Source organism: Streptomyces sp. HNM0574 (genome assembly GCF_012726235.1).
GTDB lineage: Bacteria > Actinomycetota > Actinomycetes > Streptomycetales > Streptomycetaceae > Streptomyces.
This window is the reverse complement of the sequence record NZ_JAASAH010000010.1, coordinates 139,148-152,226: the sequence shown is the minus strand read 5'-3', so window position 1 is coordinate 152,226 and position 13,079 is coordinate 139,148. Positions and strand designations below refer to the sequence as shown.

At 74.0% G+C, this 13,079-nt stretch carries 11 protein-coding genes; 4 read left to right on the top strand and 7 right to left on the bottom strand.

Annotation, left to right across the window (positions count from 1 at the left end):
- Nucleotides 1–5: 5 nt before the first annotated feature.
- A complete protein-coding gene (locus HCC30_RS18480) occupies nucleotides 6–752 on the bottom strand; it encodes a GntR family transcriptional regulator (RefSeq protein WP_169443695.1) in 747 nt (248 codons plus the stop codon).
- A 166-nt stretch (nucleotides 753–918) separates the two neighbouring features.
- A complete protein-coding gene (locus HCC30_RS18475; RefSeq protein ID WP_169443694.1) occupies nucleotides 919–2,076 on the bottom strand; it encodes an adenosine deaminase in 1,158 nt (385 codons plus the stop codon).
- Between the two features lie 429 nt (nucleotides 2,077–2,505).
- Between HCC30_RS18475 and HCC30_RS18470 the strand changes: the two genes are divergently transcribed.
- Together HCC30_RS18470 and HCC30_RS29215 are read left to right on the top strand one after the other, a co-directional pair.
- Nucleotides 2,506–3,945 carry an MFS transporter gene (locus HCC30_RS18470; RefSeq protein WP_240979692.1) on the top strand — a complete coding sequence of 480 codons (1,440 nt, stop codon included), beginning with the start codon at nucleotides 2,506–2,508 and terminating at the stop codon, nucleotides 3,943–3,945.
- A 298-nt stretch (nucleotides 3,946–4,243) separates the two neighbouring features.
- Complete coding sequence (locus HCC30_RS29215; protein ID WP_346776682.1) at nucleotides 4,244–4,654, top strand: hypothetical protein; 411 nt, start codon at nucleotides 4,244–4,246, stop codon at nucleotides 4,652–4,654.
- A 66-nt stretch (nucleotides 4,655–4,720) separates the two neighbouring features.
- On the opposite strand, the gene HCC30_RS18460 is transcribed toward HCC30_RS29215, so the two are convergent.
- From HCC30_RS18460 to HCC30_RS18450, 3 genes are all read right to left on the bottom strand, one after another.
- The gene (locus HCC30_RS18460) at nucleotides 4,721–5,653 is read right to left on the bottom strand and encodes a universal stress protein (RefSeq protein WP_169443693.1); all 933 of its coding nucleotides are present in this window, start codon (nucleotides 5,651–5,653) and stop codon (nucleotides 4,721–4,723) included.
- A 106-nt stretch (nucleotides 5,654–5,759) separates the two neighbouring features.
- Nucleotides 5,760–7,418, bottom strand: coding sequence for a DEAD/DEAH box helicase (locus HCC30_RS18455; RefSeq protein ID WP_169443692.1), 1,659 nt, complete (start codon nucleotides 7,416–7,418; stop codon nucleotides 5,760–5,762).
- 235 nt (nucleotides 7,419–7,653) lie between these two features.
- Nucleotides 7,654–7,860, bottom strand: coding sequence for a cold-shock protein (locus tag HCC30_RS18450; RefSeq protein ID WP_169443691.1), 207 nt, complete (start codon nucleotides 7,858–7,860; stop codon nucleotides 7,654–7,656).
- A 537-nt stretch (nucleotides 7,861–8,397) separates the two neighbouring features.
- On the opposite strand from HCC30_RS18450, the gene HCC30_RS18445 reads away from it, so the two are divergent.
- A complete protein-coding gene (locus HCC30_RS18445; RefSeq protein ID WP_169443690.1) occupies nucleotides 8,398–8,916 on the top strand; it encodes a hypothetical protein in 519 nt (172 codons plus the stop codon).
- 73 nt (nucleotides 8,917–8,989) lie between these two features.
- On the opposite strand, the gene HCC30_RS18440 is transcribed toward HCC30_RS18445, so the two are convergent.
- Nucleotides 8,990–10,162 carry an aminotransferase class I/II-fold pyridoxal phosphate-dependent enzyme gene (locus tag HCC30_RS18440; protein WP_346776681.1) on the bottom strand — a complete coding sequence of 391 codons (1,173 nt, stop codon included), beginning with the start codon at nucleotides 10,160–10,162 and terminating at the stop codon, nucleotides 8,990–8,992.
- 143 nt (nucleotides 10,163–10,305) lie between these two features.
- Between HCC30_RS18440 and HCC30_RS18435 the strand changes: the two genes are divergently transcribed.
- Entirely contained in the window at nucleotides 10,306–11,709 is a 1,404-nt protein-coding gene (locus HCC30_RS18435; RefSeq protein ID WP_169443689.1) for an FGGY family carbohydrate kinase, read from the top strand.
- 15 nt (nucleotides 11,710–11,724) lie between these two features.
- On the opposite strand, the gene HCC30_RS18430 is transcribed toward HCC30_RS18435, so the two are convergent.
- A complete protein-coding gene (locus HCC30_RS18430; protein WP_346776691.1) occupies nucleotides 11,725–12,936 on the bottom strand; it encodes an RNA polymerase sigma factor in 1,212 nt (403 codons plus the stop codon).
- Nucleotides 12,937–13,079 lie beyond the last annotated feature (143 nt).

Sequence of the window (13,079 nt, the reverse complement as noted above, 5' to 3'; positions counted from 1 at the left end):
TGCGGTCAGCGGGCCTGCCAGACGGGCAGGGCCGGGGCGCCGCTGGGGAGCATGTACTTGGCGGCGAGCAGCGGCGTCCGCTCCAGGCGGACGACCTGGGTGACGAGGACCGCGGGGGTGTCGCCCGAGCGTCCGAACTGCTCGCCCCGCTGGCGGCCGAGCATGGTGGCCACGACGGTGCTGGCGCCGCTCAGCGGTAGTCCGCGGCCCGCGCGCAGCAGCAGGGCCAGCATGGTGGAGCCGCTGCTGTCGGGGCCGTCGAGGAGTCCGGCGGCCTCGGGGACGTGTTCGGCGAGGACCTCGTCCGGGGCCGACCACTCCTGGGTCAGGCAGCAGGGCACCCCGCCGGAGTCGACGCGGCTCTCCCAGAAGCGGACCTCGCTGCGCGCGGGCAGCAGGAGGTGCTGGGTGGAGAAGTCGGTGGGCTCCTCGACCGTCCGCAACAGGGCGCTGGTCCGGGCAGGTTGGCCCTCCGAGAGCAGTTGCTCGACGGGCTTGAGGTACTCGAATCCGCGGGGCGGCAGGTGCTGGCTGACGGTGCGGCCCACCCCGCGCCGTACGGTGATCACGCCGTCCTCCTGGAGGAGGATCAGCGCCTCGCGGAGGGCCGGCCTGCTGACGCCGAGTTCGGTGGCGAGGCGGGGTTCGGTGGGCAGCTGCGAGCCGGGCGGGTAGGTGCCCTCCCTGATCGCGTCGACGATCCGCTCGTACAGCGTGACGACCGGGCGCCGCTGGATCTGTCTGCCGGCCATTCCGTCTCCCCGAGGTGTGTTCCGTCGCTCCCTGCGCGCCCCGTCGGCCGCGAAGGGCCTCGGGAGCGGCCTCAGTTTCGCACTGGTGGACGCCGGGAGCGGCGGCGCGGGCAGCGTGAGCGGGGCCCGGGCGGCCCGCTCCGCTCCCCTGCGCGGCGCGCCGCCGTTACGCGGTGGCGCCCAGGGCGCCCTGCGGCACCCGGTCGACGGCGCCGGTGCGCAGCCGCGCGTACCCCGGGCGGATGACCTCGTGGATCAGGGCCGAGCGCTCGGTGAACGGGATGAAGGCGGACTTCATCGCGTTCAGCGTCAGCAGCTCCATCTCGTCGAGGCCGTAGCCGAAGGTGTCCACCAGGTGCTGGAACTCGCGCGTCATCGTCGTCCCGCTCACCAGCCGGTTGTCGGTGTTGACGCAGACCCGGAACTTCAGCCGGCGCAGCAGGTCGATGGGGTGCTCGCGGTACGAAGTGGCGGCGCCCGTCTGGAGGTTGGAGGTGGGGCACACCTCCAGGGCGATGCGGGTGTCGCGTACGTAGTTGGCGATCTCGCCGAGGGTGACGGTGCCGTCGGCGGCGACGTCGATGTCGTCCACCAGTCGTACGCCGTGGCCGAGGCGGCGGGCTCCGCAGCTGCGTACGGCCTGCTTGATGGAGGGCAGGCCGAACGCCTCGCCGGCGTGAATGGTGATGTGGCTGCTGCGGCTGGTGATGTGGTGGAAGGCGTCGAGGTGCCGCTCGGGCGGGTTCCCGGCCTCGGCCCCGGCGATGTCGAAGCCGACGACGCCCGACTGCCGGTGGGTGACGGCGAGTTCGGCGATCTCACGGGAGCGGGTGGCGTGCCGCATGGCGGCGAGCAGGGTGCGGACGCGGATGGCGGAGCCGGCCGCCTCCGCGCGGCGCTCGCCCTCGCGGAAGCCGTCGTTGACCGCCTCGACGACCTGGTCCAGCGTGAGGCCGCGCTCCAGGTGCTGCTCGGGCGCGTAGCGCACCTCGGCGTAGACGACGCCGTCGGCCGCGAGGTCCTCGGCACACTCGGCGGCGACGCGGAACAGCGCTTCGCGGGTCTGCATCACGGCGCAGGTGTGCGCGAAGGTCTCCAGGTACCGCTCCAGGGAGCCGGAGTCGGCCGCGTCCCGGAACCAGGTGCCGAGGCGCTCGGGGTCGGTGGTCGGGAGGTTCTCGTAGCCCGCCTCGCGGGCCAGTTCCACGATGGTCGCCGGGCGGAGGCCGCCGTCGAGGTGGTCGTGGAGCAGCACCTTGGGGGCGCGGCGGATCAGGTCACTGTTGAGGGCTGCACCGCGAGGGGCGTTGTCTGACAAGTACATGGACAGAGCCTAGGGCCAATCCACCCCGACCGTGAAACCGGTTCCCTGGGTGGCGTGCGTCACTCCGTCGCGAATGGTGACGGCAACTGGGCTTCCGGGGCGAGATCTTGACAGGCGCATCCGGCGAGGATAGACCAGACCCTCAACGTCGCCCTGTCAGACAACTCGGGGTGACGTGTGAGTGTCGTTTCTCCTCGTCCGCGAGTGGCTGCGTCCTCTCGTGCCTGCCGACCGTGCGGACCGCACTGCCCCGATCGGGCTGTCCCGCCGTCCCCGCCCGCGCGGTCCCCCGCCGACGCCTCGCGCCACCCGCGCCGCCCGGCCACCATGCCGCCGCCGTCCCGTACGTCCCCTCCCGCCGCCCTGTCGCCCGGGCGGGACGGCGTGCCGGTGCGCCCCCGCCGTCCCGTCCCACCCCTAGGAGCCACCATGTCGACGTGCGTCGGCCGTCCGCCCCGGGAGTCCGGCAGCCGCCCCGGCATGCTCGTCGCCCTGGTCCTGGCCGTACTCGGCTACCAGCTCAACGCCACCATGCTCTCTCCGGCGCTGCCCGACGTCGTCCGGCGGCTGGACACCACCAGCGGGCTCGTGGGGCTCTCGCAGACGCTGTTCTTCCTGTTCGCCGCGATCGGCCAGGTCACCCTCGCGCGGCTCAGCGACTTCCGGGGCCGGAAGCCCGTCATGCTGCTCTGCTCGGCGCTGGTGATCGTCGGCGACCTCGCCTGCGCCTGCGCCCCCGACATCGGCTTCTTCATCGCCGGGCGGATCCTCCAGGGCGCCGGCGCCGCGATGTTCACGCTGTCCTTCCTCGCGCTGGACGACGTGCTCACGCCCGCCAGGTTCGGCCGGGCCGCCGGGATCATCACCGCGGTGAACGGCGGGTTCGCGGGCGTGGACACCGTCCTGGGCGGGCAGCTGGCGGACACCGTGGGCTTCCGCGGCATCTTCGTCGCCTCCCTGCTGGTCGCGGCCGGGGGCACGCTGGCGATCGTCAGGTACGTGCCGTCCGTGCCGCCGTCCGCCGGCGGCAGCATGGACTGGCGGGGGGCGGCGCTGCTCGGGCTGGGACTGACCGGACTCATGATCTGCCTCGCGCAGGGCCAGAGTTGGGGCTGGACCTCGCTGCCGACGCTCGGCTGCGCCCTCGCCGGACTCGCCGCGCTCGCCGTCTTCGGCGCGGCCGCACGCCGTACGCGCGACCCGCTGGTCGACACCACCCTGCTCGCCTCCCGCCGCGCCTGGCCGCTGCTGCTGACGACGACGCTGACGCTCGGCGGCGCCTTCGGCGCGATCATGCTGACCGTCCCGCTGCTCACCCAGGACCCGGACACCGGCTACGGGCTCTCCGCCACGCACTCCGCGCTGATGTACTCCATGCCCGCGCAGGCGCTCGGCGTGATCGGTGCGCCCCTGGCGGGGCATCTCGGGCCGCGGCTGGGGTGGCGGCGCAGCGTGGTCCTCGGCTCCGTCGGCTCGCTGCTCGCGATCGCGGTCGCCGTGCCGTTCATGACCTCGCCCTGGGTGCTGTGCGCCGCGCTGTCCGTGCTGGGGGTCACCTACAACGGGCTGAGCATCACCGCGCTGAACGGGCTCGCCGTCGTCTCCGCGCCGCAGGACCAGAAGGGCGCGCTGCCCGGGCTGAACGGGGCGTGCTTCGGCATCGGGGCCTCGCTCGGCAGTGCCCTGCCCTCGGCGCTGATCACGGCGGCCGGTGACGGGGGCGCCTCCGGCACCGGTGTGTACGCGGGTGCCATGTGGGCGTCGTTCGGGCTGCTGGCAGCCGCGCTGGTGACCACCCTCGCCATCCAGGCCGTCCCCCGGGCGACGGGGAGCGGCGACCGGCCCGCGCCCGTCGCCACCCATCTGTGACCGCGCGCCAACTCCCCGCGCCGCTCCCGGGGTTCCGCCATGGCGGGCGGGTGAACGGGAGACGAGCGGTTACGGAAGGGGCTGTGCGGGCGCGTGCACACCGGTGTGCGGCGGCCTGTGCCCGGCCGCAGGCCCCGTAACGCGCCCGCGCGCCGGGGCGCTGAGAGGGCAGCGGGCGTGCCCCTGAAGCGCCCGCCGGCCGCACCGGATGTCCCCACAGGGGTGGATGCGCCCTGTTTCCGCCGCGGCGTGACCGTCCCCCGTCACCGAGGCGCGCACGCGCCGGATTGAGACCCCCGTGAGTAACCCCTACGAGCCGCCCAGGCCCGGCCCCTCCGCTTACGACCACCAGCCCCCCGGCTACGGCTACGACCAGCCCGCGCCGTACGAGCCCCCCGCGCCCTACGACCGGCCCTCGCGGCGCGGCGACGGCCGGGGCCAGGACCGCACCGCGCTGGTCGTGCACACCGTCGCCGACATCGCCGCCGGCTTCCTCGGGCTGTGGATCCTGCTGTACCTGCTGGACGCGAACCAGGCGAACGTCTTCGTCTCCTTCGTCCAGGGCGTGGCCGACTGGCTCGCCGGATGGTCGCAGGACATCTTCGTGATGGAGACCGAGAGCATCCGCGTCCTGTTCAACTACGCGCTCCCCGCGGGCGTCTACCTGGCCATCGGCCACGGCGCGGCCGCCTGGATACGCCGCATGTGACCCGCGAAGGCACGGCCGGGACGGTGCGCCGAAAACGCGCACCGTCCCGGCCGTTCGCGTACGGGCCTAGCGTCCGCCGCCCGCCGTCGCCGGGACCTTCGAGAGGGAGCCGCGGACGACGGCGACGGGGCAGTGGGCGTGGTGCAGCAGCGCCTGGCTGACGGAGCCGAGCAGCAGGCCGGTGAAGCCGCCCCGCCCGCGCGCGCCGAGGACCACGAGCTGGGCCTCCTCGCTGCCGTCGATCAACGCGGTCCTGGTGAAGGAGCGTTCGAGGCGGCGGTGCACCGTGACGTCCGGATACAGCTCGTGCCAGCCCGCGACGGCCTGGGCGAGGACGCGCTCCTCCTCGTCCCTGAGCATGTCGGTGTCGTACACCAGGGGCATCATGTCGCCCGGCCCGGAGGAGACGGGTCCGGTCCAGTCGTTCCAGGTGTGCAGCGCGACGAGGTCCACACCGCGGTGGGACGCCTCGGCGAAGGCGAAGCCCACGGCCGCCGAACCGTCGGGCGAGCCGTCGACGCCCAGCAGCACGGGGCCCGTCGGCTCCTGTCTGCCCCGGACGACGAGCACCGGGCAGTGGCCGTGCGCCGAGAGGTGGACGGCGACGGAGCCGAGGAGCAGGCCGGTGAAGCCGCCCAGGCCGCGGCTGCCGACGACCACGAGTTCGGCGTGCTCGGACTGTCCGGCCAGCACGGTCAGCGGTTCGCCGGTGACGATCTCGTCCGTGACGAGCACGTCCGGCTCGGTCTCCCGCGCCCGGGCGACGGCCTCGGAGACCGTCTGCTCGGCGAGGTTCTGCAGCCCGCCCTCGGAGGGACCGACCGCCGAGGGCCCCAGCGGGACGTGCATCAGGGGCCAGGTGAACGCGTGCACGACGTGCAGGCGGCAGCGGCGGCTGTGCGCCACCCGTGCCGCGGCCTCGACCGCCTCGAGCCCCGACTGCGAGCCGTCGGCGCCGACGACCACCGGGGGCTGGACGCTGTTGCTGGTGTCCGCCATGGGGAAACCTCCTCGGCTCCCAGGCTGGTCCGGTTCGGACCACCCCGCCAGGGCAGACGGGCCCGCACGGGACGGGACCTTCGCCCCGTACGGACCGGGCGCGGACTCAGCCCGCCCGGCGCACCCGCCGCTGGCCCTGCCCCGAGCCCTGGCCGCCGGACGCCTGGCCCTGTCGCTGCCCCTGGCTCTGGCCCTGCCCCTGGCGCTGGTTCGCCCGCGAGGCGCCGGGCTTCGCCACGGCGGCCCGCGCCGCGGCGCCCGGCCTGCGGCCACGTCCCCGGCCGCCGCGTCCGCCCCGCTTGGCGCCCTCGCCGGAACCGTCACCGGCGGACGGACCGCCGGAGCCCGAGCCGCCCTTGCGCGGACCGCGGCCCGCGCCGGAACCGCCCTTGCGGGAGGCCCCCTTCGCCCGCTCGGGGCTCTTCTCGGCTTCCGGTTCGGTGATCGTCACCGGGACGCCGGAGGGCTCGCGGGCGCCCGTGATGCGGCTGAGCTCCGCGTCCTCGGGGCGTACGGCGGTGATCTGCGGCGCGATCTCGGCGTCCGCCATCAGCCGGGTCATGTCGCGGCGCTGGGCCGCGGTGACCAGGGTGACGACCGTGCCGGAGGCACCGGCGCGCGCGGTGCGGCCGCCGCGGTGCAGGTAGTCCTTGTGGTCGCCGGGCGGGTCCACGTTGACGACGAGGTCGAGGCTGTCGATGTGGATGCCGCGCGCCGCCACGTTGGTGGCGACGAGGACGGTGACCTGGTCGTTCTTGAACTGCGCCAGGGTCCGGTTGCGCTGGTTCTGCGACTTGCCGCCGTGCAGCGCGCCCGCGCGCACCCCGTTCGCCAGCAGGCTGCGCGTCAGCCGGTCCACCGAGCGCTTGGTGTCGAGGAACATGATGACCCGGCCGCTGCGCGCCGCGATCCGCGTGGTGACGGTCTTCTTGTCCTCGTCCGTGACGTGCAGGACGTGGTGCTCCATCGTCGAGACCGCACCGGCCGACGGGTCGACGGAGTGCACGACGGGGTCGGTGAGGAAGCGGCGCACCAGCCGGTCGACGTTCCGGTCGAGGGTGGCCGAGAAGAGCATCCGCTGTCCGTCCGCCGGCACCTGCTGGAGCAGCGCCGTGACCTGCGGCATGAAGCCCATGTCGGCCATCTGGTCGGCCTCGTCGAGGACGGTGACCGCGATCTGGTCCAGCCGGCAGTCGTCCCGCTCGATCAGGTCCCGCAGCCGGCCCGGGGTGGCGATGACGACCTCGGCGCCGTCCCGCAGGGCCCGCGACTGCTTCCCGATGGAGACGCCGCCGACCACGGTGGTGATCCGCAGCCGCACGGCGCGCGCGTACGGCGTGAGCGCGTCGGTGACCTGCTGCGCCAGCTCGCGGGTGGGCACCAGGACGAGGGCCAGCGGCCGCCCGGGCTCCGCGCGGCGGCCGGCCGTGCGGGCGAGCAGGGAGAGGCCGAAGGCGAGGGTCTTGCCGGAGCCGGTGCGGCCGCGGCCCAGGACGTCCCGGCCCGCGAGCGCGTTGGGCAGGGTGGCGGCCTGGATGGGGAAGGGCTCGGTGACGCCGAGGCCGGTGAGCCGTTCCTGGATCTGCTCGGGCAGGTCCAGTCCGGCGAAGGTCTCGACGGGCGGCAGGCCCGGGGTGGTGCCGACGGGCAGTGCGAAGTCGGCCTTGGGCGGCGGCGCCTTGCGGGGCGCGGAGCCCTGGGAGCGGCCGCGCTGCTGCGGGGCGCGGGCCCTGCGCCTGCCGGCGGATCGGTCGTCGCGGTTCATACGGGATGCCTCCTCGGGCGGTGCGGCGCGTGCCGGGGAAGATTCCGTGGCCTGACGGCCGGTGAAATTCGCAGACGAGCCGACGGGTCCGCGCGCGGAATTGCGCGGGGACGGGGGGAGAGGGTTGCGGGCCCGTGCGGAACGGCCCGGACCGTCACTCTCTGTACGCACAGGTCGGGGCCCGTCCCTCGCACGGGAGCGAGGGACGGACCCCGACCGGGTGCCGCGTCCGCGGTCAGCCGATGATGGAGATGTTCTCCGCCTGCGGGCCCTTCTGGCCCTGCGTGACGTCGAACTCGACCTTCTGGCCTTCCTGGAGCTCACGGAAGCCCTGGGCGTTGATGTTCGAGTAGTGGGCGAAGACGTCGGCGCCGCCACCCTCCTGCTCGATGAAGCCGAAGCCCTTTTCCGAGTTGAACCACTTCACGGTGCCAGTAGCCATGATTTGTCTCCCTTTTTGACTGGGGCTGTTCACCGGTATCCGCACTTCACGGATTCCGTTGTCGCCGCTATGACCCCACCCGGAGAGACCGGAAAAACAAAAACGCCTGAAGACAGATGCCTTCAGGCGCACACATCGTTCGTGGGCAGCAAAACTTCACTGATGCCAAAACTGCAACTCCAGTAAAAGTAGCACGTCTGGCACCCCGGGCGGAAGTGGCACAGATCACCGGACCCTCTGGTGACTCTCCGCAACTCCCCGCTCACTCCCGGGAGACCGCCCCTCCCGCCCCCGCGTCGGGGTGCGCCCGCCACCCTCGAACTCGGCCCGCACACAGGTGACTTGCGCGTACGGAACGTCAAGTCGCCGCAGGTGAAGGAGTTCTGACGGCGCATTGGGAAAATCGTGCGGGAGGGACGTACAACCCTCGGACGGGGAGGCGGGTCTCACCGGGTGTGCGTCGCATGGGGCACATGCCTCCGATGGCGCGGTTCACACGGAAAAGTACAGAGAAGTGCATATGAAGGGGGAAATCTTATGCGTACGACTCGGTACAGGAAGGTCCTGGTGGCGGCCGCCACCGCCGCTCTGCTCGTCCCGGCCGGCGCCGCCACGGCGGCCGCCGCTCCCGCCTCGTCCGGAAAGGCGGCCGACACCAGGCCGTCCCCGGAGGGCAACCCGCTCAGCAGGACCGCGAAGGCGGCCGGTGTCTGCGCGGACGCCCGTGAGGTCGGCAGCCGCGGCCTGATCCAGCGGAACGGCGAGACGCTGGCCTCGGTCAAGCAGTTCTACTCCAAGGAGTGCAACGAGAACTACGGCTACGTGTGGGTCTGGGCCGGATTCCACGACAAGGGCCAGCCCTACGACCTGACCGTCGGCGTGCACAGCTACGACGACGACGCGGTGCACGGCAAGCGGGTCCTGAAGGCCACCGACAAGCAGGAGGTCTGGTCGGTCGGGACGGACACCGTCGCCCAGGCCACCTCGGGCATCGGCACCCTGCGTCCCGCCGGTGACCCGACGACCTACCAGGGCCTCTCCAGCAAGCGGGGCTGAGGCACCGCACGGCACAACGGGGGGGCGAGGGGACCGGCGGCCGGCCGGTCCCCTCACGCCGACCCAGCCCGGCTCACCCCACGGCGGACGCCATTCTGCGGACGGCCTCCTCCAGCACCTCGGGTGACGTCGCCAGGTTCAGCCGCACGTGCCCGGCCCCTCCGCTGCCGAAGCCCGCACCGGGGACGAGGGCGACGCGGCCGCGCTCCAGGAACGCGGCCGCCGGGTCGTCGCCGAGCCCGAGTCCGCGGCAGTCGAGCCAGGCGAGGTAGGTGCCCTCGTGGGGGCCGTGGCGTACCGGCGGCAGGTGCCGGGCGAGCAGCTCGGCGAGCAGGGCGCGGTTCTCGTCGAGACCGGCGAGCAGCGCGTCCAGCCAGGGGCCGCCGTGCCGGAAGGCGGCGGCGTGCGAGAGGACCCCGAGGTGGCTGGGCCCGTGACTGACCTCGGGCGGCAGCCGCTCCAGGTCGGCGGCGGCCGCGCTGCCCGCCACCGCGAGGGCCGCCTTGAGCCCGGCCAGGTTCCACGCCTTGGACGCGGACAGCAGCGCGAAGGCGTCCTCCGTCCCCGGGAGCGAGAGGTAGGGCGTGTGCGGGGTGCCGGGCAGCGCGAGCGGCGCGTGGATCTCGTCGGAGACGACGCGGACGCCGTACGTCCGGGCGAGGCCGGCGACCGCCGTCAGCTCGTCCCGGGTGTGCACGGTGCCGGTCGGGTTGTGCGGGCTGCACAGCAGGTAGGCGGTACGCCCGGTGGGCGTCCTGCCGCGCTCGGCGGCGCGGAAGGCGCGGGCGAGGGCTTCGGGGTCGATGCGGTGGTCCGGGGTGAGCGGGGCCTCGGTGACGTGGCGTCCCGCGCGGGAGACGAAACGGTAAAAGGGCGTGTAGGCGGGCGAGTTGACGACCACCGTGTCGCCGGGTTCCGTGACGAGGTCCAGCAGTTCGACGGCGCCGCGCATGATGTCCGCCACCACGGCCGTGTGCGCGGGGCGCACCCGCCAGCCCCAGCGCTCCCGCGCGAACGGCGCCAGCGCCTCCGCGTAGCCGGTGCCGGTCGCGTAGCCGGTGTCGCCGCGGCCGATCGCGGTGTGCAGGGCCTCGGCGACGGGTGCGGCGAGGTGGACGTCCATCTCGGCCACCCAGAGGGGCAGCACGTCGGGCGGGTAGCCGCGCCACTTGGCGCTGGTGCGGGAGCGGAGCTCGTCCGGGGTGCACTGCCGCAGCGGGTTCGGCACTTGCTCGGAGAGAGGCACGGGTTCCACGCTAGGCCGCGGCGCGGGATTCGGGCAGAGGGCGCACGCCCGTCGGCCGGCGCCGCCGGACGCCCCCGTGTTCCGGACGGGTGAGGGCCTACCTCCCCTTCGGCACCGACCGCGCGTAAGGCATCATTCCGGCCATGGGGATAGTCGCCGGTCTGGACAGTTCAGCCGAGTACACGCGCATCGTCGTCTGCGACGAGGAGACGGGCGCGGTCATCAAACAGGGGCACGCGGAACACCCCGGCGAGCGCGACGACCCGCAGTCCTGGCTGGCCTCGCTCGGCAAGGCGGCGGGCGGCGGCACGCTCTCGGACGTCCGCGCGATCGGAGTGTCCGCGCAGCAGCAGGGCCTGATCGCGCTCGACGGGACGGGTACGCCGGTGCGCCCCGCGCTGCTGGGCAACGACCGGCGGGTGCAGCCCGCCGCCGCAGGCCTGGTGGACGCGCTGGGCGGGCGCGAGGCGTGGGCACAGGCGGTGGGCGCCGTGCCGCAGGGCGCGCACCCGGTGTCGAAGCTGCGCTGGCTGGCCCGTAACGAGCCGGAGCAGGCGGCCCGGATCACCGAGGTCATGCAGCCGCACGACTGGCTGGTCTGGCAGTTGCTGGGCCGCCCCGAGCGGCGCACGACCGACCGGGGCGACGCCTCCGGCACCGGCTTCTGGTCGCCGCTCACCGAGTCCTACCGCCCCGACCTCGTCGAGCTGGCCCTCGGCCACGGCGTCGGCCTCCCGGACGTGCTCGGCCCGGCCGAACCGGCGGGGCGGACGCCCGAGGGCCTGCTGATCTCGGCCGGTACGGGCGAGACGATGGCCGCCGCCTTCGGTCTCGGCGTCGGCATCGGGGACGCCGTGATCTCCCTCGGCGCCTCCGGCTCCGTCTTCGCCGTGCACCACGAACCCCTCGCCGACCAGGCCGGATCGCTCACCTCGTACGCCGACGCCACCGGCATGTACCTGCCCGCCGTGCGGACGCTGAACGCGACCCGCGTGCTGCGGGGCACGGCCGAGCTGCTCGGTACGGACCTCGACGGGCTGTCCGAGCTGGCGCTGCACTCCTCCCCCGGCGCGCACGGGATGGTGCTGCTGCCGTACCTGGAGGGCGAGCAGGTGCCGGCGCTGCCGCACACCGCCGGATCCCTGCACGGGATGCGCCGCGAGAGCATGAAGCCCGAGCACCTGGCGCGGGCCGCGGTGGAGGGCATGCTGTGCGGGCTGGCGGACGCGCTGGACGTGCTGCGCGTCCGGGGCGTGCAGGTGCGGCGGGTGTTCCTGCTCGGTCAGGCGGCGGGGCTGCCCGCCGTGCAGGCGGCGGCGCCCGGGCTGTTCGGGGCGCAGGTCGTGGTGCCGCAGCCGGCCGACTACACGGCGCTGGGCGCGGCCCGGCAGGCGGCCTGGGCGCTGGCGGGCGGCGGCATGCCGCCGCAGTGGCCCGCCGCCGCGTGCCAACTCTTCGACGCGGGCGAGGAGTCGGCGGTCGGCCAGGCCGTGCGGCAGCAGTTCGTGACCGTCCGCGAGGAGACCCACCCGGGCGCCCTCGGGTAGTCCTCGCGGAGCGGGTCAGTCGAGGTAGCCGCGGAGCTGGTCGGCGAAGGCGTGGTCGCGGAGCTTGTCGAGGGTCTTGGACTCGATCTGGCGTATTCGCTCCCGCGTGACGCCGAACAGCCTGCCGATCTCCTCCAGGGTGCGGGCGCGGCCGTCGACGAGCCCGTACCGCAGCTGGACGACCTTGCGTTCGCGCTCGCCGAGGGTGGAGAGCACGGCGTCCAGGTGTTCGCGCAGCAGCAGGAAGGACGCGGACTCGACGGGTGAGGGCGCGTCGCCGTCCTCGATGAGGTCGCCGAAGTCGACGTCGTCCTCCTCGCCGACGGGGGTCTGGAGCGAGACCGGTTCCTGGGCGAGGCGGAGGACCTCGGTGACCCGGGCCTCGGTCAGGTCGAGACGCTCGGCGACCTCCTCGGCGCTGGGCTCGTGCCCGCGCTCCTGGAGCAGCCGGCGCTGGACCCGGACGACGCGGTTGATCAGCTCGACGACGTGCACCGGGACCCGGATGGTGCGGGCCTGGTCGGCCAGCGCCCGGGACATGGCCTGCCGGATCCACCAGGTCGCGTACGTCGAGAACTTGTAGCCGCGCGCGTAGTCGAACTTCTCGACGGCGCGGATGAGTCCGAGGTTGCCCTCCTGCACCAGGTCGAGCATGGTCAGGCCGCGGCCGATGTAGCGCTTGGCCACGGAGACGACCAGCCGCAGGTTGGCCTCGATGAGGCGGCGCTTGGCCATCCGGCCCTGGACGGTGAGCCGGTCGAGGTCGTGGGCGAGCGCGCTGTCCGTGCCGGGTTCGCGCCGCAGCTTCTCCTCGGCGAAGAGTCCCGCCTCGACGCGGCGGGCCAGCTCCACCTCCTCGGCGGCCGAGAGCAGCGGTATCCGGCCGATCTCGCGCAGGTACTGCCGGAACAGGTCGGCGGAGGCGCCGGTGCCGGCGGGCTCGGGGCGCGGCGGCTTCTCGTGCGGGGCGGCCTCGGGGGCGTCCTCCCGGGGGCGCGCGTGCGCCCCCTCCCCCGCGCCGTCCGTCGCCGGGCCGGTGGTGGTGCGTTCGGCCTCCGGGGGGCCGGGCTGTACGGGGACGAAGTCCCGTACGAGGCCGCGGGTTTCCTCGGCCGGGGCGGGGGCGGCGGGGAGCGGTGCCGTGTCCACGGCGGCGGCCGGGGCAGGCGCCTCGGGCGCCGCGCTGGTCAGGGTCCGGGTCTGCACGGGGGCGACCTCCAGGGTGATCGCTGCCGGTTCGTGGGCGACGACGCGCGAGACGGGGGCGGGACGCGGCCCTGCCGCGTGCCGTCCGGCCGTGTGTGCGGGGAACCACGGGGGAATGCGGCCGTCGCCGGCCGACGCCGCCCCGCTGACGAGGACTCGGGCAC

Bases quoted from the DNA above. Each gene is read 5' to 3' on its own strand.
- HCC30_RS18480 (WP_169443695.1), bottom strand. From the start codon at position 752: ATGGCCGGCAGACAGATCCAGCGGCGCCCGGTCGTCACGCTGTACGAG.
- HCC30_RS18475 (WP_169443694.1), bottom strand. From the start codon at position 2,076: ATGTACTTGTCAGACAACGCCCCTCGCGGTGCAGCCCTCAACAGTGAC.
- HCC30_RS18470 (WP_240979692.1), top strand. From the start codon at position 2,506: ATGTCGACGTGCGTCGGCCGTCCGCCCCGGGAGTCCGGCAGCCGCCCC.
- HCC30_RS18460 (WP_169443693.1), bottom strand. From the start codon at position 5,653: ATGGCGGACACCAGCAACAGCGTCCAGCCCCCGGTGGTCGTCGGCGCC.
- HCC30_RS18455 (WP_169443692.1), bottom strand. From the start codon at position 7,418: ATGAACCGCGACGACCGATCCGCCGGCAGGCGCAGGGCCCGCGCCCCG.
- HCC30_RS18450 (WP_169443691.1), bottom strand. From the start codon at position 7,860: ATGGCTACTGGCACCGTGAAGTGGTTCAACTCGGAAAAGGGCTTCGGC.
- HCC30_RS18445 (WP_169443690.1), top strand. From the start codon at position 8,398: ATGCGTACGACTCGGTACAGGAAGGTCCTGGTGGCGGCCGCCACCGCC.
- HCC30_RS18435 (WP_169443689.1), top strand. From the start codon at position 10,306: ATGGGGATAGTCGCCGGTCTGGACAGTTCAGCCGAGTACACGCGCATC.